Source organism: Marinobacterium arenosum, from assembly GCF_019795155.1.
Classification (GTDB): Bacteria; Pseudomonadota; Gammaproteobacteria; order Pseudomonadales; family Balneatricaceae; genus Marinobacterium_C; species Marinobacterium_C arenosum.
The window spans coordinates 12,994-37,863 of record NZ_JAILYN010000034.1 but is presented as its reverse complement, the minus strand read 5'-3'; the positions used below and the strand labels follow the sequence as shown (position 1 = coordinate 37,863).

Sequence of the window (24,870 nt, the reverse complement as noted above, 5' to 3'; positions counted from 1 at the left end):
AACGGATAGCCCGGTGTTTTTCCGGTGGGTAGGTGGCGCCCACTCTGGAGTGCTGCGAACGACCTGTTTGGGTGCATTTTTTGAAGAGCGGTCGCGGCTGAAGCCCCTCCTACAGGGGACGAACATTTTAGCAACGCTTAGCGGACAGCTGGCTTTGTCATGAGGAGGCAAAGCCCCCTCTCCGACATTAAAAAAACTACCAGCCCATTACCTGCTTGATGAAGGGGATGGTGACTTTGCGCTTGGCACTGAGCGAGGCGCGATCGAGTCGCTCCAGCAGCTCGACCAGGTCGCTCATATCGCGGCTGGCGTGGTGGATCAGGTAGCGCACCACCTCGTCACTGAGCTCGAAGCCGCGCGCTACCGCCCGTGCCTTCAGGGCACTCACCTTGTCCTCGTCACCAAGCGGCTGCAGCTGGAACACCATCCCCCAGGTCAACCGCGACTGCAGGTCGGGCAGCTTGATGCCGAGCAGTCGCGGCGGTACCGAGGCGCCGATCAGCAGATGGTTGTTCTGGGCCCGGATCCGGTTGAAGAAGTGGAACACGCCCAGCTCCCAGGCTTCATTGCCGGCGATCACCTGGACATTATCAAGACAGACCAGATCCAGGTGCTCCAGCCCCTCCAGCACATTGGGGCCGCCCATCGCCATCATCTCGTCCAGCGGCAGGTAGATCGCGCTGCGATGAGCCGGTTCGGCCGCATGGCAAACCGCCTGCAGCAGGTGCGAACAGCCTACCGCGCTGGCGCCCCAGTAATAGAGCAGCAGCTCCCCTTCGCCACGGCTGGCCGCCCGGGCGGTCGCCAGCGCCAGCTCGTTACCGCCGGGGTAGAAGTTCTCGAAGCGGGCGTCGTCCCGCAGGCCGACACCTAATGGAATCTGAAATGGGGCGCTACTGCTCATGCACTCTGTTCATTATCGTTATCTTCCTGCGGTTTCTCACTGTATTGCGAATACAGCGAACTGCTCTTGTAGCCGTCGTGCAGGTGGCGCAACAACACCATCACCACCGCCGCTACCGGCAGGGCCAGCAACACGCCGACAAAGCCGAACAGCTGACCGCCCGCCATAATGGCGAAGATCACCGCCACCGGATGCAGACCGATCCGGTCACCGACCAGCAGCGGCGTCAGCAGCATCCCCTCCAGGGCCTGGCCGACACCGAACACCGCCGCCACCCATAGCAACATCATCGGATCCTGGAACTGCATAAAGGCGGCAACGCCCGCCGCCGCGATACCGATAATAAAGCCCATATAAGGGACGATGCTGGCAAGGCCCGCCAGCATACCGATCAACAGCGCCAGATCAAGCCCTATCAACCAAAGTCCGAGCGCATAGACCACACCAAGTGCCAGCATCACCAGCAGCTGCCCCTTGATGAAAGCCCCCAGTACCTCGTCACACTCCTGAGCCCAAAGCTGAACCCGTCGCTCGATATTGCGTGGCAGCAGATGATGAATCCGCTCCATCATCAGGTCCCAATCGCGCAACAGGTAAAACGTCACCACCGGAATCAGCACCAGGTTGGCGATCCAGCCGGCCAGCGCCAGCCCCGAACGACTGACACCGTTCAATATCTGCTTCATCAGGTTGCCGGCCTGCTGCCAATCGCTGCTGATCAGCTGCTTGAGGTGCGCCAGGTCGAACACATCGGGATTTACCCCCAATGTGGTCTGCAGCCAGGGCAGCACCCTCTGTTCGAGCAGCGCCAGACCCACCGGAATCTGTTGCACCATCACCTTGATCTGATAACCCAGGTTGGGCAACAGAAGCAAGACCAGCACCGCGATCAACGCGGTCAGGCCGACGAACACCGTCACCACCGCCAAGGTGCGGCTCATGCCCTTCGCTTCCAGCCGGTCGGCCACCGGGTCGCAGATATAGGCCAGCAGCGCCCCGGCCAGGAACGGCGTCAGGATCGGTGCCAACAGATAGATCAGCGCCAGGGTGATCAGACTGATACTGAGAAAGAACCAGCGTTGCGAATCGGTGATCATGTTCGACTCCGGGTCAGCCCTGCCAGCGATAGTGCAGCGCCATGGTATTGTCGCCGGCCGACGCTCCGCGATGGCTCGGCACCAGTCTCGGCTCCAGCGAAAGCGCCTGCTGCAGCTGGTCGATATGCCCCTCCAGCTGTACACGCAGCAGCAACCGGCTGCCGTCGACCTGCTCGGTATAGACCCCGGTCACCAGGCTCAGCTGGCCGAGGTAATCCAGCAGCGCGCTGTAATCGCGCAGTGAGCGCACGTTGCTGATATCCAGTTGGATACCGTCAAGGTAGTAGCTGTAGCCGGCGCTATCGCCCGTCAAGGCGCTGAACAGACGGTCCGCCACCCGGTCCACCGCCTGGCGCAACGCCTGCTGCTCGCTGCCCTCGGTAACGAAGCGCATCGGTTCGCCTCGGTCGAGCAGCAGCCATTCGATCGCCCAGCTGCCGCCCGGCATCGGCATCAGTCGGCCGGCCAGCACCGCATCGGGCCGGTAACGCAGCGAGGCCTGCTCCACGCCATCGGCGAACAGCCCCCAGAGATCGGACAACGGCAACGCCTGCTGGTCGGTCAGATCCAGCAGCGGCAGTTGGACAGGCAGGCCGCGCTCACGGGCCGCCTGACGCAGCGGCGTAATAAGACGGTGATCGGACGACAGGAAATCCCGCCGGCCCTGCTGCTCCGCCGCCAGCCAGACCATCAGCGTCGGCCGCTGATTGCCCAGAGGCCGCTCGCCGGCTTTGCCGAGCAGCTGGTCGACCAGGCTGCGGTCGAACTCCAGCGCCAGCAGCTGGGCCGGCTGCTCGGTGCCGCTGGCGTCACGTACCGCCTGGTTGGTGCTGCGGTAGGAGAAGCTGCGCACCAGCGGCGCCGCCTGCAGCAGCGCCTGGCGCACGGCCGGCTTGCCGAGCAGATCGCGTCGGCCCGAGACCCGTACCAGCACCTCGGCCAGCGCTTCACTCAGCTGCGCCGCAGTGGGTCGGCTGGTCTGGTTCGGCACCAGCAGGCTGGCATTATAGAGCCCGGCCACCTCACCGCCGCGGCAGAGGGTGGTTACCAGCATCATCAGCAGGAATAACGGCCAAAAGCGCTTGTTCATCGAGTCCTTCAATCCCATTCCAGCGGCGCCGGCAGCGCAGCGTTTATTGTCCAGAATTCAGCCGCCAACTTTACCACAGGAAGCCCCCCCACAATACCGGCCCGGCAGCCGCCAACCCGCCGATCAACGAGCTTGACGGGAGGCCTGAACGGCGTGGCTCGGCCGGCGCCAAACTGCTAGAATAGCCGCTTACTTAAATCCGCTTTAATTCACGCTTGCCAAAGGTTTACTGAATCCATGTCTACTGGTTCCGAAAACACCTCCCTGAGCTACAAAGACGCCGGTGTCGATATCGATGCGGGCAACGCCCTGGTCGACCGTATCAAAGGGGTCGCCAAACGTACTGCACGCCCCGAAGTGATGGGTGGTCTGGGCGGTTTCGGCGCACTGTGCCGCATCCCTCAGGGGTATAAAAATCCGATTCTGGTGTCCGGTACGGATGGCGTAGGCACCAAACTGCGTCTGGCCATGGATCTGAACAAGCACGACACCATCGGCATCGACCTGGTGGCGATGTGCGTCAACGACCTGGTGGTGGCCGGCGCCGAGCCGCTGCAGTTCCTGGACTACTACGCTACCGGCCGACTGAACGTGGATATGGCGGCCGACGTGGTTGCCGGTATCGGCAAGGGCTGTGAACTGGCCGGCGCCGCGCTGGTCGGCGGCGAAACCGCCGAGATGCCGGGCATGTACAACGGCGACGAATACGACCTGGCCGGCTTCTGCGTCGGTATCGTCGAAGAAGACCAGATCATCGACGGCAGCAAGGTCAGCGTCGGCGACACCCTGATCGGCCTGGCCTCCTCCGGCCCGCACTCCAACGGTTACTCGCTGATCCGCAAGATCATCGAAGTCTCCGGCGCCGACCTGAGCCAGCCGCTGGACGGCCGTCCGCTCAGCGAAGCCCTGCTGGAGCCGACCCGGATCTACGTCAAGCCGCTGCTGCAGCTGATCAAACAGAGCCAGGTCAACGCGCTGTCGCACATCACCGGTGGCGGCCTGCTGGAAAACATCCCGCGCGTACTGCCGGGCAGCGCCAAGGCGGTGATCGACATCAACTCCTGGCAGATGCCGGCCGTGTTCAACTGGCTGCAACAGCAGGGCAACGTTGAAGCGCGCGAAATGTACCGCACCTTCAACTGCGGCGTCGGCATGGTGATCGCCATACCGGCGACCGAAGCCGACAACGCGCTGAAACTGCTGCAGGACGCCGGCGAGAACGCCTGGGTAATCGGCCAGATTGAAGCGGCCGCCGAGGGCGAAGAGCAGGTCGAGCTGCGCGGCCTGGAGGCCTGAGCATGGCGAAACGGATCGTGGTGCTGATCTCCGGCAGCGGTTCCAACCTGCAAGCGATCATCGATGCGGTCGACGCCGGCCGCATCGACGGCCGCATCAGCGCGGTGCTGTCCAACCGGCCGGACGTGTTCGGCCTGGAGCGCGCCGAAAAAGCCGGCATCACCACCGAGGTATTGGATCACAAAGCCTTTGACAGCCGCGACAGCTTCGACGCCGCGCTGATGGAGCGGATCGACAGCTACCAGCCGGACCTGCTGGTACTGGCCGGCTTCATGCGGATCCTGACGCCCGAGTTCGTGCGCCACTACCAGGGCCGGATGTTCAACATCCACCCGTCGCTGCTGCCGAAATACAAAGGACTGCACACCCACCAGCGCGCACTGGAGGCCGGCGATAGCGAACATGGCTGCACCGTCCACTTCGTTACCGAAGAGCTGGACGGCGGCCCGCTGGCGGTTCAGGGCACGGTCAGCATCGAGCCGGATGATACCGAGGAGAGCCTGCAGCAGAAGGTGCACAAGGTCGAGCACCAGATCTACCCGTTGGCGGTGGAGTGGTTTTGCGCCGACCGGCTGCAATGGAGCGAACAGGGGGTCACCCTGGACGGCAGCCCGCTGCCCGCCAGCGGTTACCGCTACCAACCGAACTAACTGCGACAACGAACGGACAGCCCGATGCTGAAGATGCGAAAAGGAACCCTTGGCCCAGCCCTGCTGCTGCTACTGAGCACCAGCAACCCAGCCATTGCCGCATTGGAATTGAGCCCCTATGCAGCCCAATACCAGATCGACTGGGATGCCGATATCAGCTTCAGCGGCAACGCGGTGCGACAACTGCGCCGCGATGCCGACCACTGGATACTGGAAACCAAGGCTTCGGCGCTGTTCGCCAGCATCGTCGAGCGCAGCCGCTTTGAAAGCACTCCACACATCAAGCCGTCCAACTACCACTTCAAGCGCAAGGCGCTGGGACGCACCCGCAGAGCCGACCTGAGCTTCGATTGGCAGAACGGCGAAGTCACCAACAACGTCAACCAGAAACCCTGGAAGATGGCAGTCCCGGCGGGGGCACTGGACAAACTCAGCGTTCAGCTGCAGCTGCGCATGGATCTCGCCGCCGGCGAACAGCAGTCCTTCGACTACCAGGTGGCCGACGGCGGCCACCTGAAAACCTACCGCTTCGCCATCGACGGCCATGAACCGGTCGCCACCCCGATAGGCACCTTTGACACGGTGCGGGTCAAACGGGTGCGTGATGCCGACAGCAGCCGTCAGACCTGGATCTGGTTCGCACCGGAACTGGATTACCTGATCGTCAAACTGCGCCAGACCGAGGATGACGACAAGGAGTACCGGCTGGAGTTGAAGTCATTGGAGCGCAACTGAGGCGCAACCTCCTCCAAACCGGATAGCAAAAAGCCGCGAGCCTCTCGCGGCTTTTTTGTTGTTTTTGTTAGTAGCTAGTTAACAGTCTTGAGTTAACAGAGCCGCGGCCCACGACGCCCGGCAATTACTGAGCGCATCCCGCAACCGAAATCAGACACATCGCGATACTCCGTGGCATTCCACAACTGGCGTGCCATCTCTCGAGCCCAGAGTCGCCCACGGAGTGGGCTGCTACAACAGCACTGTACTCCGTAGCAGCCCACTCTGTGGGCGACAGGAGCAAACACACAGGCACACTACCCCTGTATCACATAGGTACTCAGCGCCGTCGCAATCGGCAGACTACCCCGAACAGCCCTACCAGCGGCCTCCAGCCCAGCAGCATCGAAAGCCAAAGCGAAAATACGACAGACCGGAGAAAGAAAATAGCCATCGCGATACACGACCGGCGATCTACCAGCAAGAAAAACCAAATAAGCGAGGGATAAAAAAGAGAGAGAAGATGGCGTCCCATAGGGGGTTCGAACCCCTGTTACCGCCGTGAAAGGGCGGTGTCCTAGGCCACTAGACGAATGGGACGCAAAGATAGAAGCGAACCGCTTCTAATCAAGACCGAGACTCCAAAACGCTTGTTTCCGTTTCTTTGTCCCGTTTTTGTCCGGCCAGTAGATCCTAACCGCACAGATCATAAGGTTTGGTGGAGCCTAGCGGGATCGAACCGCTGACCTCAACACTGCCAGTGTTGCGCTCTCCCAGCTGAGCTAAGGCCCCGTGCCAAATGATGGAGCGTATATTAATGGCGACCGGCCAGGCTGTCAACAGAGTTTCACAAAAAATTTTAAGATTTTTTCTTTTATTTTCAGCTGGTTATATTTTGACCGCCCGTCAGGCCGGCTGCCGCGGATAGCCCCAAAAGAAAACCCCGCACGGCGGCAGCCGGGCGGGGTTTGTCGTCAGAGAGCTTCTGCCAGGCTCAGTCTTCGAGTTGCGCGGCGATGGCGCGGTACTCTTTCTCCCACTTCTTGGCCTGCTTCTTGGACGGACCACCGACCAGGTTCAACGCATGGCGCATCCGGGCACGGCTCATGTCCGGCCCCAGGATCGCCATGGAATCCATCACCGAGACGGTCTGGCTAGTGCCGGCGATAGCGATGAACAGCGGGAACAGGAAGTCACGAATCTTCAGCTCCAGCGCATCGGCCACCTGCTTCAGGTTCCGGAACAGCCGGTCCTTATCCCAGTGACGCTCGGAGTCCAGGTACCAGACGGTGAACTGCAGAATGCGACTGATATCCTCCTGGCTCAGCGTCTTGTGCTCGAACTGCTCCAGCGTCAGCTGCGGCATTCCGGACAGGAAGAAACCGGCCAACGGCGCCACGTCGGAGAAGGTTTCCACGCGCTGCTGGATCAGCGGCACGACCTGCATCAGGTAATCGGCGTTCAGACCCCACTCGATGTAACGCTGGGCGAACTCTTCCGGACTCAGGTTTTCACGCACCCAAAGTCCATTCAACCAGCTCAGCTTCTGCTGATCGAATACCGGCCCACCCAGCGATACCCGCTGGATATCGAAGTTGTCGAACATCTCCTGGCGGGTGAATTTCTCGCTTTCGTCCGGCATCGACCACCCCATGCGGCCCAAGTAGTTGAGCAGCGCTTCCGGCATGAAGCCCATGCGCTGGTAGTAGAGGATGCTGGTCGGGTTCTTGCGCTTGGACAGCTTGGACTTGTCCGGGTTGCGCAGCAGAGGCATATGACAGAGCTTCGGCATCTCCCAGCCGAAATACTGGTACAGCAGCTTGTGCTTCGGCGCCGAGTTGATCCACTCTTCACCGCGGATCACGTGGGTGATCTCCATCAGGTGATCGTCGACCACGTTGGCCAGGTGGTAGGTCGGCATGCCATCCGATTTCAACAGGATCTGGGCGTCAACCATGCCCCAGTCCAACTCAATGGTGCCGCGCAGCAGGTCGTCGATCTCGCAGGCGCCCTCCTCCTCCGGCACCACCATACGAATTACGTAGGGCGCGCCCTCGGCGATACGCTTCTCCAGCTCCTCCGGCGGCAGCGCCAGGTCGCTCTGTTTCAGCGCGGTGTGCTTGCCTTCCGCCCGGCGTGCTTCGCGCAGCTGGTCAAGCTCCTCGGCGGTACGGTAGCAACGGAACGCCTTGCCCTCGTCCACCAGTTGCAGCGCATACTGAGCATACATATCCTTGCGCTCGCTCTGGCGGTACGGGCCGTGCGGGCCGCCCACATCCGGCCCCTCGTCCCACTCCAAGCCAAGCCAGCGCAGGGAATCCAGAATGGTCTGTTCGGATTCGCTGGTGCTGCGGGTCTGGTCGGTATCTTCGATACGCAGGATGAACTGGCCGCCATGCTGACGGGCGAACGCCAGGTTGAACAGTGCGATATAGGCGGTACCTACATGCGGATCGCCAGTCGGTGACGGCGCGACACGGGTGCGAACGGTCATTGGAGTCCCTGATCTACAGTGAAATTGTCAGAAAAATAAGACCGGGATTATACCTGTCGCACCGCCATTAACCCAACAGCGACGACCAATCAGAACAGCGCCTTCAAGGTGCCGTTATCCCAGAGCACGCCACCCCAGGTCAGCGTAGTAATGATGATCATCACGAACACCGCCGCCGAGCCGAGATCCTTGGCCAGGCCAGCCAGCTCGTGAAATTCGGTTCCGGCCCGATCGACCACCGCCTCGATGGCGGTGTTGACCAGTTCGAATACCAGCACCATCAGCACGGTGCCAATCAATGCGGCCAGCTGCATCCCGCCCTGAGCGACAAACAACGACAGCGGAATAAGCACCAACGCCGCGTAAACCTCGTAGCGGAATGCGGGTTCATTACGGAAAGCGGCACGCAGTCCCTGCAGCGAATAGTTGGTTGCATGATAGAAGCGGCTCAGGCCGGTGATCTTGCGGGTCACTGTCATTATCCTGCCTATCCCATCTGGAAAGCTGGTGTGCATCGCAGCTCGGCAAGGCCGGTCGCCATAACGGGCCCGGAACCGGCAAGCTGTCTTCTAGCGCGTATTATGCAGTGTTTTACCCACAGCCGTAACCGCCCCAGCGATGCTTTGCGGACCCGTTGCGCAATGTGGATAGTCCTCTGGTTTCAGACCTTTGGCAATCAGCAGTAAGCGCCCCAAACAAGTCGCCTCGCCAACGGCAGATGCGACCAGCGACCGCTCACCAGGCGCGCAGCGGATCAGCTCAACGTACCACCAGGCAGGCACATTTCGCCGTATTGCAGACCCGATGGGATACGCTGCCCAGCAACAGCCCGCCCAGATCGCTGTGCCCCTGACTACCGATCACGATCAGGTCGGCGCCGATCTTTTCGGCATGGGACACAATGGATGCACCAATCCCCCCTTCAAGCAGTTCGCTTGCTGTCACAGCTCCCCCGAACTGCTCAGCCTTCTCTTCAGCCTGTTTCAATATCTCCTGGCCATACCTGATGGTTTCGTCAGGCAGCATCGCAACGGACGCCGCGCCCATCGCCAGATACTGCAGGTCCGCCACATGAACCAGATGAAGCTCCGCATTCGACAAACGCGCCACTTCGCAGGCTTTAATAAGCGCCTTGCCGGCGTCTTCGGAATCATCGATGGCAACTACAATTTTTTTAAACATACGCCCGCCTGATTGATGGATTGCTACCTCTGGAGCGGCGCCAGCCAAAACGGCATCGGCAAGCGCCATAGAATAGAACTATAGACAAATCGCCGATTTTCGCTGCACCAGGCCAATCAAGCAGCCCCCCCCACCCCCTGACTGAACCGTCGCCCCGCCCAGCTTTTGAACAAAATCCGACAAGGCGCTGAAGCCCCGCCCCGGTAACGACTGGTGTATAATCGACCGTTTCGTAATTCGTTTTATATTGCTGTAGGCAAGTAACCGTACGCTGGGGACCGATGACCGACCTGAACCACACCCAAGACAACGCCTCGAACACCAAGCTGGACCGTCGCTTCACCGTCGCGCCGATGATGGACTGGACTGATCGACATTGTCGCTACTTCCATCGCCAGCTATCGAAGCATGCGGTGCTGTACACCGAGATGGTAACCACCGGTGCGCTGATCCATGCAGAGCCGGCCCGTTTCCTGGATTTCCACGCCCAGGAACACCCGGTGGCATTGCAACTGGGCGGCAGCGATCCGCGTGAACTGGCACTGTGCAGCAAGATGGCGGAGGACTGGGGTTACGACGAGGTCAACCTCAATGTCGGCTGCCCCAGCGACCGAGTACAGAACAACATGATCGGCGCCTGCCTGATGGCGCATCCGCAGCGGGTAGCCGACTGCCTGCACCAGATGCAGCAGCAGGTGTCGATCCCGGTGACCGTCAAGCACCGGCTCGGCATCGATGATATGGACAGCTACGAAGAACTGCATCACTTCGTCGACATGGTGCGCCAGTCCGGTTGCAGCACCTTTATCATCCATGCCCGTAAGGCGATCCTGCAGGGGCTGAGCCCGAAAGAGAACCGTGACATCCCGCCGCTGAAGTACGACTGGGTCTACCGCATCAAACAGGACTTCCCGCAGCTGGAGATCCTGATCAACGGCGGCATCAAGACCCTGGCGGAGTGCCAGCAGCACCTGCAGCATGTCGATGGCGTGATGGTCGGCCGCGAAGCTTACCAGAACCCCTACCTGCTGGCCGAGGTCGACAGCCTGATCTACGGCGATGAACGCCCGGCACCGAGCCGCAAGGACGCCGCCCATGCGCTGCTCGACTACCTGACCAGTCAGTTGCAGCAGGGTGTTTACCTGAATCACATGGTGCGTCATACCCTGGGCCTGTTTCACGGCCAGCGGGGCGGACGCCAATACCGTCGCTATCTCAGCGAAAACGCACATAAGCCCGGTTCCGGCCTGGAGGTGTTCCAAGAAGCCCTCAGCCGGGTACCGGATTGACCGATCTTCCTGGAAGTTACCGATGATGAACCAGCTCGAACAGCTTAAACAGATGACCGTGGTGGTGGCCGACACCGGCGATATAGACGCGATCCGCCAGTTTACACCGGAGGATGCGACCACCAATCCTTCACTGCTACTGAAGGCGGCGGCGCTGGACGAGTATCGCCCGCTGCTGGGACGCGCCAAACAGTGGGCTCTGGCACAGAATAATGGCGGCGATACGCTGTTGCACGATATGACCGACGCCTTCGCGGTGCTGATCGGCTGCCAGATCCTGCAGCTGATCCCCGGCCGGATCTCCACCGAAGTGGATGCCCGGCTGTCGTTCGACTGTGAGGCCACGCTGGCGCGGGCCCGCAAGCTGATCCGGCTGTATGAGGAGAACGGTATCGGCCGCGAGCGGGTGCTGGTCAAGATCGCCTCCACCTGGGAGGGGATTCAGGCCGCCCGGGAACTGGAACGCGAAGGGATCAACTGCAACCTGACCTTGCTGTTCAGCCAGACCCAGGCTGCGGCCTGCGCCGATGCCGGCGCCTACCTGATCTCGCCGTTCGTCGGCCGGATTCTGGACTGGTACAAGGCACAACAGCCTGAGCAGGATTTCAGCGGCGCAGCCGACCCCGGGGTACGCTCGGTCAGCGCAATCTACCGCTACTTCAAGACCCACGGTTACAACACCATCGTAATGGGCGCCAGCTTCCGCAACACCGATGAGATCCTGTCGCTGGCCGGCTGCGACCGGCTGACCATCGCCCCGCCGCTGATGGAGCAGCTGGCCGCCAGCAACGCGCCACTGAGCCGGCAGCTGGGCGGCGAGCAGCGCAGCGAAGATAGTCGTCACGAACCTTCGGAGCACGAGTTCCGCTGGCTGATGAACGAGGATGCGATGGCCACCGAGAAGCTGGCCGAGGGGATCCGCAAGTTTGCTGCCGACCAGGTACTACTGGAACAACTGCTGAGCCAGCACGACTAAACCCCGGCATTCTGGCCCGCCCGAACCGATGTGGGCGGGCTTTTTCCGGCTTCAACCGCCTTTGGCGGCGGTGCAGCGATATCCAAAGGGCGCACCGCATGTAGCCGAAAAAGAGCGGTACCTTACTAACCTTTAGCGTCAGCAGAAAGAGGCTTTCAGAGACTTCTTACAGGCATGAAAAAGGGCCTGGTTGCTATGCAACAGGCCCTCTACAGCTTCATTGCCAATACAGCACTCGCTCCCTGAGTACCGGAAAGAGGTCGCTCATCCTTGAACTTGTGCAACTCCCTTTGCATCCCCTTCCAATGCCTATTCTATGGATCCAGGCTTGGCGGTATATAGGAAAAATTCTTAATTTTCGTTTTTTGGTATTTAAGCGAGCTTGCGTTCTTAGCCGGTTGGCCCGTTGGTTTTGGTGTTCCAAGGGAAACAGGCCCCGCAACGGCTTTCCGCACCCCGGACTGCAGCCAAGCGCAACCACGGTTAACTGATTGTCGATAACTGGTAACTGGTAGAAAATAACTGGCAGAAAACCCTAGCACTCCAGCGCCTTGATCAGGTCTTGAAACGCCTCTCGATTGGATTCGTTCAGCCCCATCAACACTCGATGAGCCGCGATAATCCGTGCTTTCACCTGATCATCGGACTCCTGAACCCAAGGCAGCGCTTGCAGATCGCTGGAACTGGTCGGCAACTGATCGAGCAGCAGGAATACATGATCAAACCCCATGCTCATCAGCACCCGGGTGACATCCTCATTTGTCGACACCAGTGCCGGCTTGGCCAAGCCCAGCTGCTGCGACTTGACCGCCAGCTTGGCAATCAACCCGAGCGAAGTACTGTCAATCGCGTCAGTTTCGGTCAGGTCGATCAGGATATCCTCTATTCCGGCACAGGCAAACACCTGCTGCAGATGGGCATCCAGCGACGAGCAGAGCGTCAGGCGTACGTCACCAACACACTTCAGCACGTAGCGGCCCGACTGACAGGCATAAAAAATTGCTCCGTTACTCATCCCGCTTACTGCCTCGCCAGAATCATGATTGCGATATCATCGGGCGCCTCGGGGACCTCGCCACCCAACAGCGCCTGCTTAAGCTGAATCGGATCATCAGTTCCCGTTTCCTCCACCACCCGGCGAAGGTACTGTTCCTTCTGTTCCAACGACTCCTGCGGCAACACCTCCAGAATACCGTCCGAAAACAGCGTCAACCGGAAGGCTTCAGGCAGCTTGACCGCATGCTCATCGAATACCGGCTCGTCGAACAAGCCGACCGGCATTCCCCGACCAGCCAGGTAATCGCTACCCTCAGCCGTCGAAATCAGCGGCATCGGATGATGCCCTCCCACAGCATAGTGCAGACATTCCGTTTTCAGGTCGAACAAGCCGACAAACATCGTCAAATGCTTGCCCAGCCCTGTCTCCAGCAGCTCATGGTTGATCCGCTTCAGCGTGCTGGTCGGCGAAAGTACATCAAAACTGGAGCCACGTCTAAAGTTTCGTGCCAACCGGTTGGCCATATTCTTCAACAACACCGTTACCAATGCCGACGAGGCACCATGTCCGGATACATCGGCGAGATAGAACATGCAGTAACGCTTATCCAGCGTCACCACATCGACGAAGTCACCACTCAGATAGAGCGACGGTGTCAGGTCATAGCGCACACCGATACCCGGCAGCGCCTGCATCTTGGCGTTGGGCAGCATCCGGTGCTGAATATGCCTCGCCGCCGCCTGGTCGGACTCGAGCTCGTCCAGGCTGCGCTCGAGCTGTTCACGGTAGCTTTCGGTATCGTCAACCAGCCTGGCACGTTCCAGAAAGCGGATCACCGAGCCGGCAAAGGCCTGCGCTTCGGTTACCATCGTATCCACCAGGAATACATCCGATGCACCCTGCCGTAACGACTGCATCACCACTTCACAGGACGACTGCCCCTCCAACAACGCCAGCACGGGACGCGGATCCTGCAGCGAGACCAACTCTTCCAGCTGGCGATCAAGCTCGGGGGTTGCAAAGGCGATGATCAACGAAAAACGGCGCTCCGCGAGCGCCTGAACCGCTTCGCTATAAGAAAAGGCGGTAGTGATGCGAACCGGAGGCAGCTCCGCTTCGTCAAGAATAGCAAACACCCGGTCGACGACTTGCGACGACGGGTGCAGCAGAAGAATTGATTGGCAAGGATGACTCATAAACCTGCCACTAAACCAGGCCGGGATTCATGAGTCATCACGGTAAACCCATTACTAAAAACTTGCAATCCACAGCATTAGAAATTGCTGTCGTCGTAGTCAATGGCCTTACCATCACTGATCGAGAACTTACGACGTTGCAGGTAGGCATCGCGAATGAAGATATAGCGGTCGCCGGTCACCAGCTCTTCCGCTTTCAGCAGATCCACCCGGGTATCAAGCACACGAAGTGCATACAGGGCATTCTGCGCCCCCTGGTCATCCACTTGGCGGAGCGGGTCCACCGCATAGTCAGCCACCAGGCCGATACCGTCCCGAACGGACGACGGGCCGAAAAACGGCAACACCAGGTAGGGCCCCGAATCCATTCCCCAGACCCCCAACGTTTGGCCGAAGTCCTCATCATGCTCTTGCAACCCCATCGGGGTCGCTACATCGATGACGCCTGCCAGGCCGATGGTACTGTTAAAAACCACCCGCGCCACATCAGTGCTGGCCTCGGCCACCTTACCCTGCAACAGGTTATTCAGCGCCGTACCAACATCCGCCAGGTTGTCGAAAAAATTGCCGACCCCGGTCTCGATGATATCCGGTGTAATCCAGTGATAGCCCTGCGCAAGAGGTTTTACCGCGTAACGATCGAGCGTATCGTTAAAGGTAAACACTGCCCGGTTGAATCCCTCCCATGGATCTCCCGCGGCGTCGGTTTGCTCGGCAGCCCCTACTCCAAGCGAAGCCACCAGCAATGCCGCACCCATCAATGCCTTGCAAGCCATATCAAATCCTTATCCAAATTCACCTCAAGCGCTAATTCTAGCGATATCCGCTGCCGATCCCAAACAAAATAGTAGCAGCGGGACAATTCTTTGTTAGTTCAGCACTCATCCGGCAGGCTATACAGCCGGAATTACTTGCTGCCGTGATAGATATCGACCCCGTGCCAAAGCTTGGCGTCTGCGGGTTCCTCATCGGTATTGAACCCCCGATAACTAGCGCCCCTCCACTCAATCATTTCCTTGTTCAGGTAGCGTGTTTCAGTTGGAAAGCGTGCACCCTGCCCCATATAGGTCTCTGGGGCATTTTTCGGCAACCAGGGCTCATCGTCTGCAGCCAGCACCACACCCGACCACAGCATTATTGTCGATACGATCAGCAGGATTCGAGTCTTCATCTGACAACCCTCCTGTTATCAGATTAAGCTGGGCCGATGAAATGAAACTGAAAGCCCGGGACCACACCTGGCGGGCTCGACTGGCAATATTCTTTGATGACCAAGGGATCCCCAAAGGGCGGGGAATGATATCTCCAAACGAAAAAAGGGCTCCCAAAGGAGCCCTCTTTTTCTAACCGACTTTTAGAAAGTCAGATTAGAAGTCTACGCGGTAACCTACAGACAGAGTGTCTACAGCGTCGCCGTTGTCTTCTGCATCGCTGTCAGCGATGATGTAGTTCGCGAATACGCGAGCCTGCTTGCCCAGCTTCTGCTGAACTTCCAGAGCTACCTGGCTGCCGTCGCCTTCGAAGTCTACGTAGTTAGCCAGCAGCTTGGTGTTACCCATAGCGTAGGAACCAGCAACTTCCCAAGTATCTTTGTCAGTGATGTCGTTGCTGGAGTACTCAGCTGCGACGTACAGGTTGTCCATTTCGTAGGAAGCGGCTACAGCAGTGTAGTCGTCATCTACAGAACCCTGGTAGTCCAGAGTAGAAACACCTACGGAGAAGCCACCTACGGAGTAGTGAGCTGCCAGGTTGTAAGCGTCGTCGTCGTCGCCAGTGTTAGCTTCGTCCGGAGACTCGCCGCTGCCGTCACGAGCTACCAGTACAGCAGCAACCTGGAAACCGCTCAGGTCCGGAGAGATGTAGGCCAGGGTGTTACCCTGACGACCAGCCAGAGAGTAGTTGTGAGTCGGGTTAGAACCGAAGTCCAGGATATCTACTTTAGCAGAAGTCCACAGGTACTGCGGAGTCCACTGACGGCCAACAGTTACGGTACCGAAGTCGCCAGTCGCGCCAACGTATGCCAGACGGCCTTCGCCTTTAGTCTGACCGAAAACACCAGACTCGGTGCTTACGTTAGTTTCGAAGTGAGCGATAGCTTTCGCACCGGAGAACAGCTCGCTGGAAGCTTTAACACCGATACGAGAAGAGTTGTCCTTAATGTCCAGCTCAGAACCATCAGCGTCTACTACAGCTACACGCAGGGAGCCGTACAGAGTAGCGTCAGCCTGTGCAATCATCGGAGCAGTCAGAGCGCCAGCAACAGCCAGAGCGATCAGTGACTTTTTCATCAACATTTCCCCTTCAATATTCAACATACTAGTAGTGAATTCTATCTTATTCTCAGCACACCCACGGAAGGCGTCTTCTGAAAATACTATAAAACTATTTCATTTCAAACAGATGAAAATAATTTTTTCATCCATTCGGCCCCTGAGCTAATCCAGTGACTACTCCGGGCTATCACAACCGTATTATCCGGGCTTGAGCTGCTTAAAGCTGGGCAGAATCCGCTACCCGCCCGGAAGATTTGGCGCATTACAGCACAGCCTCAATCGTAGTGCAACCACTCTAAACTCCGGAAAACGCAACAATCCCGGTGCAATACGTTCAGCGGCTGATGCACGTCAAGCTTTCACCCCTGTACCCGTTGCCATTGCTGGCGTAACCGCTTGTCGGAAACCGGCATCCGGGTGCCAAGTTGTTGAGCGAACAGTGATATTCGATACTCCTCCAGCATCCAGCGAAACCGCTCCAGTTCGCTATCGACAATGCCCTGCTTGTGGTGCTGCTCGGCCCGTTTCTGGTAATCCTGCCAAAATGCGGATAACTGCTCGCTATAAAGGCGCTGCTGATTTAGCTCCCGCTGATATTTATCCAACCGCAACTCAATTCCTTTGAGGTATCTTGGATACTCTTTCAAGTACTCCCAACTGCAGTCGGCCAGGTAACGGTTATTCAACAAAGCGGCCAACTGCTGCTTGATATCGTTCAGCACCGTGACCGCCGCCAGATCGATTGAGCCCTTCAAGCGCTTCTGAATGCGGTGGTAATAACCGTGGCACTCAAAGACAAAACGGGCGAGCTCCTGGGCCGTCTCTATAAAGCCACCTTTATAGCTGCTCAACCGTTCATTAAATTCCGCCTCATTAACGGGCAGCGATTGATCGAGCTGAAACTGACGCCGAGCCGCCTGAAACAGGATCTGCTGTTCCAACTGGCGGCGCTCGAACAGCCCGCCAGCCAATATCAAGCTACGATCCAACTCCGGCAACTTGCCCTTGAGCGCCCGTTGCTGCTCTTTCAGCGCCAGCAGATAGAGCCGTGCCACGCCGTGGATCGAGCGTTGCCGTGCCTGCTCTGCCGAGACCGACAGGGTCAGCTCGGCGGAGTCCTGCTGATCGACCAGCGTCGGGTAGGCCTCGATCTCGATCCCGCCAGCCTGGCGCACCCGTATCTGTTCCGCCAGCGGTCCGAAGTCCCAGCGCTGAATACCCTTGCGCCCCCACTGCCGGGGCGAGTCCTCGAGGATCGCCTCCTCTGCCTGGTCGCCATACTTATGACAGAGCGCCTCCCAGTCGCGCGACTGGGCGATCTGCTTGCCCGCGCTATTGAGCAGCTGGATGTTGACCCGATGATGATCGTCCAGCACAGCGGCCCGGAGTTGATCGGCATCGATCAGCACCCCGGTCATCCGCTTGAGCTGCAACGCCATCGCCTCGTATAGGTCGCCCTCGCCGAATTGCAACGCGGACAGCAACGCATCGACATAGTCGGGAATCGGCACGAAGTTCTTGCGCAGCTGCTTGGGCAGGCCTTTAAGGATCGCACTGCATTTTTCATGGATCATGCCGGGCACCAGCCACTCCAGCCGCTGCAACGGCAACTGCTTCAATAACGGCAGCGGCACCCGCACGCTGAGGCCGTCATCCTGCCGGCCCGGTTCGAACTGGTAACCGAGTTTCAGCGTTGCGCCCCGCTGCTGCAATTTATCCGGGTATTGCAATGCGGTGACATGCTCCGCCGAGCGCTGCAGGATATCGTCCTCGGTCATGAACAGCGCCTGCGGATCTTCCGCCTCGACCTGCTTCCGCCAGTGCTCGAAGCCGGCACCGTTGACGATCTGGCCGCCACCGAGCTTCTCCATCCGTTGATGGTAGAACTGGTACAACTGCTCCTCGTCGACCAGCAGGTCGCGCCGGCGCGACTTGGCCTCCAGCTCCTCGACATCGGCCAGCAGCGCCCGGTTGTGCTGGAAGAACTTGCCACGGGTCTGGAACGCCCCCTCCACCAGCGCGCTGCGGATGAAGATCTCGTGGGACGCCTCCGGATCGATCTTGCCGTAATGCACCTTGCGCTTGGCGACAATGATCAGGCCGTAAAGGGTAACCTGTTCGCTGGCGACCACCTGAGCGCGCTTCTTCTCCCAGTGCGGCTCCAGGTAACTGCGTTTGACCAGGTGCGGTGCCAGCGGTTCCACCCAGGCCGGCTCGATGCGGGCTACCGTGCGGGCGAACAGCCGGCTGGTTTCCACCATCTCCGCCGCCATCAGCCACTTTGGTGAGCGCTTGTACAGCATCGAGGCCGGGAAGATAAAGAAGCGCCGGTTGCGGGCCCCCAGGTATTCACGATTCTCCTGGCGGGTGCCGATATGGCTCAACAGACCGGCCAGCAGTGCCCGGTGCACCTGTTCGTAGCTGGCCGGCTCCCGGTTCTCGCGGTAGCCAAGCTCCTTGCAGATGATATGCAGCTGACGGTGGATATCGCGCCACTCGCGCATCCGCATAAAGCCCAGGAACTGCTTCTGACAGAACTTGCGCAGCTGGCTCTGGCTCAATTCCTGACGCTGCTCTTCGTACAGCTGCCACAGGTTGACGAAGGTCAGGAAATCCGACTCCTCGTGGGCGTAGGCCCGGTGCTTCTCGTCGGCGGCCTGCTTTTTGTCGGCCGGTCGCTCACGCGGGTCCTGTACGCTGAGGGCACTGGCGATGATCAGCACCTCCTGCAGCGCGTCCTGCCTGGCGGCCTCGATCACCATCCGGCCGATACGCGGGTCGACCGGTAATTTACTCAGCTCTCGCCCGATCTGAGTCATCTGCCGCTTGTCGTCGACCGCGCCCAGTTCCTGCAGCAAATTAAAGCCGTCATTAATGAAACGTGAGTCGGGCGGGTCGATAAACGGGAACTCGGAGATATCTCCCAGCCGCAAACCGAGCATCTGCAGGATTACCGCCGCCAGGTTGGTACGGCGGATCTCCGCATCGGTAAATTGCGGCCGGGCTACGAAATCCTCTTCCGAATAGAGCCGGATACAGATCCCTTCGGCGACACGGCCACAGCGCCCCTTGCGCTGGTTGGCGCTGGCCTGGGATACCGGTTCGATCGGCAAGCGCTGCACCTTGGAACGGTAGCTGTAGCGGCTGATCCGGGCGAAACCGGGATCGATCACATAGCGGATGCCCGGCACCGTCAGCGAGGTTTCGGCGACGTTGGTGGCCAGTACGATGCGTCGACCGGCCCCTCGGTTGTCGTGGAAGATCTTGTTCTGCTCGGCGGCGCTCAGGCGGGCGTACAACGGCAGCACCTGGCAGTCGCGCAGTTGCGCCTTGCGCAGGTAGTCGGCGGTTTCGCGGATCTCCCGCTCACCGCTGAGGAACACCAGGATATCGCCCCGTACCGACGCCTTACGCTGGCGTTCCAGCAGGATCAGTTCGTTGACCGCGGCAAGGATCGCCGCGCTCTGGTCGCCAGCCACCTCCTCGTCCTCGGCTTCGGACAGCGGCCGATAGAGGGTTTCGACCGGATAGGTGCGGCCGGACACCTCGATGATCGGCGCCCCGTCGAAGTGTTTCGAGAACCGCTCCAGGTCGATGGTGGCGGAGGTGATGATCACCTTCAGATCCGGCCGCTGCGGCAGGATCCGCTTCAGGTAGCCAAGCAGGAAGTCGATATTGAGGCTGCGTTCATGCGCCTCGTCAATGATCAAAACTTCATACTGGTTCAGGTAACGGTCGTGTTGGGTCTCGGCCAGCAGAATGCCGTCGGTCATCAACTTTACCAGGGTGCGCTCCGATGACTGGTCGGTGAAGCGTACCTGGTAGCCCACCAGCGCGCCCAGCTCGCTGTGCAGCTCTTCGGCGATGCGCGAAGCCACGGTGCGGGCCGCCAACCGACGCGGCTGGGTGTGGCCGATCCTGCCGCGGCCGCCCAGCCCCAGCTCAAGGCAGATCTTGGGCAGCTGGGTGGTCTTGCCGGAGCCGGTCTCACCGGCGATTATCACCACCTGGTTATCGGCGATCGCCTGTTTGATCTGATCCCGCTTCTGACTGATCGGCAGGTCCGGATAGTCGATGGTGCCGATCTGCGCCAACCGCTGCTGGACCGACTCCTGCGATTGCTGCAGCTGTTCCGAAATCGCGTTGAGCATCCGGTCCGCCGGCTTGCGTTGGCGCAACCGCTGTGCGGCCTGCTGCAAGCGTTTCTCAAGCGACCGGCGGTCGGCGATCAGACAGTGGGCAAGTTGTTGGTAGAGAGGGCTAAGAGTGTCGTTCACAAGCATCCAGCAATCGCGGTTATAAAAGAGTAACGGCCGCCGCTCACTTGGAGCGGCGGCCCTGTATCAGGTATCGGGTGGATACGGCTGCGGTTCGGCGGGTGATCAGTCGACCACCATCGCGGCACACTGGTCGATCAACGGAATGCCATGATGGAACACCACCATCTGGCCGCACGTCAGCGCCTGCCAGGCCTCGTTGTCAGTCAGCGGCTCGGTGGCAACCACCGTCACCACGTCATTCGGCGTGGTCTCCTGGACGAAATCCACCGTCACATCGCAGTCTTTCAAGCTGGCTTCGCCGAATGGCGCCCGGCGGGTCAGCCAGGAGAGTTTGGTGGTGCAGTAGGCGAACAAGTAGTTCGATTCCGACAGCAACATGTTGTACACCCCCAGCTCGCGCAGCTTATCGCACTGCTGGCGGATGAAGTCGGCCAGTTCGCAGATATCGGCCGGCGGTTCGGGATAACGCTCGCGGATCTGGCCGATCAGCCAGCAGAATGCATATTCGCTATCAGTGCTGCCGATCGGTTGGTAATAGCCCAACGGCCAGTCGAACAGGCACTTGTCCAGCTGGCCGTTATGGGCGAAGGTCCAACTGCGGCCCCAGAGCTCACGGCTGAACGGATGGGTATTCTCCAGCCGGATCTCACCGACGTTGGCCTGGCGGATATGGCTGATCACCACATGGCTCTTGATCGGGTAGTTGCGGACGAAGTTGGCGACCTCCGACTCGATACTGGGCGCCGGATCGTGGAAACAACGCACCCCCTTGCCCTCGTAGAAAGCGATCCCCCAACCGTCACGGTGCGGCCCGGTACCGCCGCCCCGCTGCATCAGGCCGGTAAAGCTGAAGCAGATATCGGTCGGTACGTTAGCACTCATGCCCAACAGTTCACACATCGCTCGCGACCTCCTTATTCATTATCCGACAGCACAATCCGATCCGGCAGGCTGTCGAGCAGCGCAAAGGCATCCTCGACCGCACTCTGCTGCGGCAACGGCAACGCCGCTGGGGCATTGACCAGCGCTTCCGGGGTGCGTCGCTCGCCGACGAAGGTGCCCTCGGCGTCGATCGACATCTTCTGGCAGATCACCAGGCCGCGCACCTCGCCGCCGTTTTCAATATGCAACAGTTCGCACTGCAGCTCGCCCTCCAGCATACCACTGACAATAACCGTCGGCGCCTGTACGGTGCCGCTGACAGAGCCTCGCTTACCGATACTGATATCGCTGCTGGAGACGACACTGCCTTCGAAACTGCCGTCGATATGCATCTTGCCGACCACCGTCATATCACCGCTGAAACGGTTGCCTTCGGCGATGATCGTTACGGCCGAGCGTTCGGGTTTAACGGATAGAGTTTTTTTAATGATGCCCATTCGACGCTTCTGATCTGACTGAAGATGCTGTCCACATTGGTCATATTGAGTGCCAGGAACGGCTCCGGGTTCAGCCGGCTGAACAGGTGCCGCACCTCGTAATGCAGGTGCGGGCCGGTCGAAACCCCTGTATTGCCACTGTAGCCGATCAGCTGGCCCTTGCGGACGAACTGGCGGCTCTGGACTTCCATTTTGTCCAGATGACCGAAGTAGGTTTTAAATCCGAAATTATGCTGCAGGATGATCAGCTTGCCGTAGCCGCTTTTCTTATGAAAGGCGGCATACTCCACTACCCCGTCCGCCGTGGCATAGACCGGCGTACCGACCGACGCCCGAAAATCGATACCGCCATGCTGCATCCGCTTCTTATAGACCGGATGGTGACGCATGCCAAAGCGGTCGGTGATCTGCGGCTTGCCATCCATCGGCAGACCGTTGGGGATCTGGTGCAACAGATACTTACGCTGTTCGGCCACCCGCCGCAACGCCTCCATCCGCTCGGCGGTACTGAGCCCTTCACCCGAGATGCCCAGCAGCCCCTCCAACTGATTGATCCGGTCGATCGCCTGGGCGAAACGTTGGTTTTCCTGCGCCAGGCTGTCACGCTCGAGACGCAGCTCGCTGAGCGCCGAGTCAAGCTCATCCTTCTCGCGCATGAACAGCTGCTGGCTGTCGCTGACCTCGGCGTAGCTGGCCTGCAGTTGCAGGTGGTCCTGTTCCAGGTCGGCCAGGCTGTCGCGGGTAATCATCAGCAAGCCGTTGGAGACGAAGAAACTCAACGCCGCCAGCAGCAGGAACAGCAGGAACAGGTACTTGGCCGCCTGACCCAGGGTGTACTGCGTCGAACCGTAGACGGTCGTCAATGTGATCACCAGCTTTCGTTTCAAGCCCGCACCTGTGCCTTCGGGAAAAATTGCGGGCTAAATATACCGGTTCCTCACTACCTTGTCATAATCACCGCGGGGGCGTCTTCCATCAATAACGCCCCCTGAAAAACTAGCTTTCCCCCTGGCTGCTGCCACCGGCCTTGGGCGCCAGTGCCAGAATACGGTCGGCCAACCGCGAAAACGGCAGGCTTTGCAGCCAGACGGTGCCGCTGCCCTGCAGGGTTGCCAGCCAGAGCCCTTCGCCGCCGAACAACATCGACTTGAGCCCCTTGACCATCTCGATGTCGTAGTCGATCCCCTCGCTGAAGCCGACCAGGCAGCCGGTATCGACCCGCAGGGTTTCGTTGTTCAGCTCTTTGCGCACCAGCGTGCCACCGGCCTGCATGAACGCCATACCGTCCCCTTTCAGGTGCTGCAGGATGAAGCCCTCACCGCCGAACAGGCCGCTGCCGATCCGGCGCGAGAAAGCAACATCGACCTTGGTGCCCAGCGCCGCACAAAGAAAAGCATCTTTCTGGCAGTACAGGCTGCCGCCGACCTGGGCAAGGTCGACCGGCATGATGGTGCCCGGATAGGGTGCCGCGAACGCGACCTTGGCCTTGCCGTCGCCGGCGTTGCTGAAATGGGTCATGAACAGCGACTCGCCGGTCAGCATCCGCTTGCCGGCCGAAAACAGCTTGCCGAACAACCCCTGGTCCGGCTGCGAGCCGTCACCCATCCGGGTTTCGAAACCGATCCCCTGCTCCATATAGTTCATCGAACCCGCTTCGGCGATCACCGTTTCGCCCGGGTCCAGCTCCACCTCGACGATCTGCATCGACTCACCGAGTATCCGATAATCCACTTCATGGCTGCGCATCAACTTTTCTCCTGATCAGTGTTCGTTCGATTCAAGCCCAGCCGGCCAATCAGCCAGGGCATGGTCGGCGCCTGCACGCAAAGCGTGAACAGCACCACACCGTAGGCGATCGACTGGACGGTGTACCAGCTTTCCAACTCCAGCGGCAGCGACAGCGCCAAAGCCGCGGTTACCGAGCCGCGGATACCGCCCCAATAGATCACCAGTTGGGCCCGCCAACCGACCGACTCACCGGGCAGCAGGTTGACCAGCGGCATGGTCACCAGCAATCCCAGGCCGCGCGCCAGCAACACCGCAGCGATCCCCAACAGCATCGCCAGCCACTGATCCTGGAACATCGCCAGGGTGATGGTAACCCCCAGCAACAGGAAGATCGCCGCGTTGGCCAGCGAACCACCGAAGGCCCACAGGCAGTGCAGTTCCTGTCGCTGAGGCGAGTCGCCTTCACGCCGCTGCAATTCGGCGAAAATCAGCCCGACCACCAGTACCGCCACCACCCCGGACAGGTGCCACAGCTCCGCCAGCAGGTAGCTGCCATAAGCCGCCACCAGCATCACCGCCATCCGGTTGAAGGTGGAATCCATCCAGCGATAGATCAGTCCGAGCAGCAGTGCCACCATCAGCCCGACCAGGATGCCGCCGCAAAAGATGGTGGTGAATTTAAGCGATGCGGCGGCCAGGGTGATCTCCTGCTGCGGCATCAGCGCCAGTGAAGTCAACAGGGTGAACAGCACGATGGCAGTCGCATCGTTGAACAGGCTCTCGCCGTCCACCAGCAGTATCAGACGCTCCGAAACACCGGCCCTTCGAAACAGCTCCAGCACGGCCACCGGGTCGGTAGCCGACAGAATGGCACCGCTCAGCAGCGCCACCACCCAGGAAAAATAACTCGGATAGCCGATGCCGTAATAGAGCACCACCGCGCTGACGCCCGCCGCCAGCAACATCATCGGCGTCGACAGCAGCAGAATCGCCACAATATTGCGCAGCAACTGGCGGCTATCCATATGTAGCGCCGACTCGAAGATCAGCAGCGGCAGAAAGACGAAGAACACCAGATCGTGGAAATGGTACCAGCGCAGGCCGGTATCGAGACCGGCGGCGACCAATATCTCGGAACCGATATAGCCACCGAACACCAGCAGCAGACCGTAAGGCAGATGCATGCGCCGGGCCAGCGGCTGCAGCAACACCGCCAGCAACAACATGCCGAGAAACATCAGCATCAGTTCCGGTATCGCCATCGCCACCTCCGATAGCCCCTTCAGACCGGGCCGTAGTTACGGAGGTCCGGTCTCGTTCACAAC

At 59.7% G+C, this 24,870-nt stretch carries 22 protein-coding genes and 2 tRNA genes; 5 read left to right on the top strand and 19 right to left on the bottom strand.

Annotated elements, in window-relative coordinates; genetic code table 11:
• Positions 1-196: 196 nt before the first annotated feature.
• From hda to K6T12_RS14970, 3 genes are read right to left on the bottom strand one after another with little or no spacing between them, the layout of a single operon-like run.
• Positions 197-904, bottom strand: a complete 708-nt coding sequence (gene hda, locus K6T12_RS14980; RefSeq protein ID WP_222223682.1) for a DnaA regulatory inactivator Hda — start codon at positions 902-904, stop codon at positions 197-199.
• Positions 901-2,001: an AI-2E family transporter gene (locus tag K6T12_RS14975; protein ID WP_255611775.1), complete on the bottom strand. Its 1,101-nt coding sequence runs from the start codon at positions 1,999-2,001 to the stop codon at positions 901-903. Before K6T12_RS14975 ends, hda begins: the two co-directional genes overlap by 4 nt.
• A 13-nt stretch (positions 2,002-2,014) precedes the next feature.
• On the bottom strand, positions 2,015-3,091 hold the full coding sequence (locus K6T12_RS14970; protein WP_222223681.1) for a DUF2066 domain-containing protein: 1,077 nt from the start codon (positions 3,089-3,091) through the stop codon (positions 2,015-2,017).
• Positions 3,092-3,328: 237 nt separating this feature from the next.
• Here K6T12_RS14970 and purM point away from each other — a divergent pair, with 237 nt between their 5' ends.
• The 3 genes from purM to K6T12_RS14955 are packed head-to-tail and all read left to right on the top strand — an operon-like array spanning position 3,329 to position 5,772.
• Positions 3,329-4,387 carry a phosphoribosylformylglycinamidine cyclo-ligase gene (purM, locus tag K6T12_RS14965; protein ID WP_222223680.1) on the top strand — a complete coding sequence of 353 codons (1,059 nt, stop codon included), beginning with the start codon at positions 3,329-3,331 and terminating at the stop codon, positions 4,385-4,387.
• Positions 4,388-4,389: 2 nt separating this feature from the next.
• Complete coding sequence (purN, locus tag K6T12_RS14960) at positions 4,390-5,037, top strand: phosphoribosylglycinamide formyltransferase (RefSeq protein ID WP_222223679.1); 648 nt, start codon at positions 4,390-4,392, stop codon at positions 5,035-5,037.
• 24 nt (positions 5,038-5,061) lie between these two features.
• Complete coding sequence (locus K6T12_RS14955; protein WP_222223678.1) at positions 5,062-5,772, top strand: DUF3108 domain-containing protein; 711 nt, start codon at positions 5,062-5,064, stop codon at positions 5,770-5,772.
• A 503-nt stretch (positions 5,773-6,275) separates the two neighbouring features.
• On the opposite strand, the gene K6T12_RS14950 is transcribed toward K6T12_RS14955, so the two are convergent.
• The 5 genes from K6T12_RS14950 to K6T12_RS14930 all read right to left on the bottom strand — a co-directional run bounded on the left by K6T12_RS14950 (position 6,276) and on the right by K6T12_RS14930 (position 9,496).
• Positions 6,276-6,351 (bottom strand) — tRNA-Glu (locus K6T12_RS14950).
• A gap of 116 nt (positions 6,352-6,467) precedes the next feature.
• Positions 6,468-6,543: transfer RNA gene (locus K6T12_RS14945), tRNA-Ala, on the bottom strand.
• 202 nt (positions 6,544-6,745) lie between these two features.
• On the bottom strand, positions 6,746-8,245 hold the full coding sequence (gene gltX / locus K6T12_RS14940; protein WP_222223677.1) for a glutamate--tRNA ligase: 1,500 nt from the start codon (positions 8,243-8,245) through the stop codon (positions 6,746-6,748).
• 89 nt (positions 8,246-8,334) lie between these two features.
• Positions 8,335-8,718 carry a diacylglycerol kinase gene (locus K6T12_RS14935; protein WP_390879087.1) on the bottom strand — a complete coding sequence of 128 codons (384 nt, stop codon included), beginning with the start codon at positions 8,716-8,718 and terminating at the stop codon, positions 8,335-8,337.
• A 286-nt stretch (positions 8,719-9,004) separates the two neighbouring features.
• On the bottom strand, positions 9,005-9,496 hold the full coding sequence (locus K6T12_RS14930) for a universal stress protein (protein WP_222223675.1): 492 nt from the start codon (positions 9,494-9,496) through the stop codon (positions 9,005-9,007).
• Between the two features lie 212 nt (positions 9,497-9,708).
• On the opposite strand from K6T12_RS14930, the gene dusA reads away from it, so the two are divergent.
• Positions 9,709-10,716: a tRNA dihydrouridine(20/20a) synthase DusA gene (gene dusA / locus K6T12_RS14925; RefSeq protein WP_222223674.1), complete on the top strand. Its 1,008-nt coding sequence runs from the start codon at positions 9,709-9,711 to the stop codon at positions 10,714-10,716.
• A 22-nt stretch (positions 10,717-10,738) separates the two neighbouring features.
• Positions 10,739-11,692: a transaldolase gene (gene tal / locus K6T12_RS14920; protein ID WP_222223673.1), complete on the top strand. Its 954-nt coding sequence runs from the start codon at positions 10,739-10,741 to the stop codon at positions 11,690-11,692.
• 535 nt (positions 11,693-12,227) lie between these two features.
• Here tal and K6T12_RS14915 read toward each other — a convergent pair.
• The 11 genes from K6T12_RS14915 to K6T12_RS14865 form a co-directional block, all read right to left on the bottom strand.
• Entirely contained in the window at positions 12,228-12,707 is a 480-nt protein-coding gene (locus tag K6T12_RS14915; RefSeq protein ID WP_222223672.1) for an STAS domain-containing protein, read from the bottom strand.
• A 5-nt stretch (positions 12,708-12,712) separates the two neighbouring features.
• Positions 12,713-13,885, bottom strand: coding sequence for a PP2C family protein-serine/threonine phosphatase (locus K6T12_RS14910; protein WP_222223671.1), 1,173 nt, complete (start codon positions 13,883-13,885; stop codon positions 12,713-12,715).
• Positions 13,886-13,962: 77 nt separating this feature from the next.
• Positions 13,963-14,661, bottom strand: a complete 699-nt coding sequence (locus K6T12_RS14905) for an MlaA family lipoprotein (RefSeq protein WP_222223670.1) — start codon at positions 14,659-14,661, stop codon at positions 13,963-13,965.
• Between the two features lie 131 nt (positions 14,662-14,792).
• Positions 14,793-15,056, bottom strand: coding sequence for a hypothetical protein (locus K6T12_RS14900; protein WP_222223669.1), 264 nt, complete (start codon positions 15,054-15,056; stop codon positions 14,793-14,795).
• A gap of 196 nt (positions 15,057-15,252) precedes the next feature.
• Complete coding sequence (locus K6T12_RS14895) at positions 15,253-16,173, bottom strand: porin (RefSeq protein ID WP_255611772.1); 921 nt, start codon at positions 16,171-16,173, stop codon at positions 15,253-15,255.
• Between the two features lie 344 nt (positions 16,174-16,517).
• Positions 16,518-20,441 carry an ATP-dependent RNA helicase HrpA gene (hrpA, locus tag K6T12_RS14890; RefSeq protein ID WP_255611771.1) on the bottom strand — a complete coding sequence of 1,308 codons (3,924 nt, stop codon included), beginning with the start codon at positions 20,439-20,441 and terminating at the stop codon, positions 16,518-16,520.
• A 99-nt stretch (positions 20,442-20,540) separates the two neighbouring features.
• A complete protein-coding gene (locus K6T12_RS14885) occupies positions 20,541-21,338 on the bottom strand; it encodes a class II glutamine amidotransferase (protein WP_222223667.1) in 798 nt (265 codons plus the stop codon).
• A 14-nt stretch (positions 21,339-21,352) separates the two neighbouring features.
• Entirely contained in the window at positions 21,353-21,817 is a 465-nt protein-coding gene (locus K6T12_RS14880; protein WP_222223666.1) for a bactofilin family protein, read from the bottom strand.
• Entirely contained in the window at positions 21,766-22,704 is a 939-nt protein-coding gene (locus tag K6T12_RS14875) for a M23 family metallopeptidase (RefSeq protein ID WP_222223665.1), read from the bottom strand. Before K6T12_RS14875 ends, K6T12_RS14880 begins: the two co-directional genes overlap by 52 nt.
• Before the next feature lie 109 nt (positions 22,705-22,813).
• Positions 22,814-23,563: a TIGR00266 family protein gene (locus K6T12_RS14870; RefSeq protein ID WP_222223664.1), complete on the bottom strand. Its 750-nt coding sequence runs from the start codon at positions 23,561-23,563 to the stop codon at positions 22,814-22,816.
• On the bottom strand, positions 23,563-24,807 hold the full coding sequence (locus K6T12_RS14865) for a cation:proton antiporter (protein WP_222223663.1): 1,245 nt from the start codon (positions 24,805-24,807) through the stop codon (positions 23,563-23,565). Before K6T12_RS14865 ends, K6T12_RS14870 begins: the two co-directional genes overlap by 1 nt.
• Between the last annotated feature and the right edge of the window lie 63 nt (positions 24,808-24,870).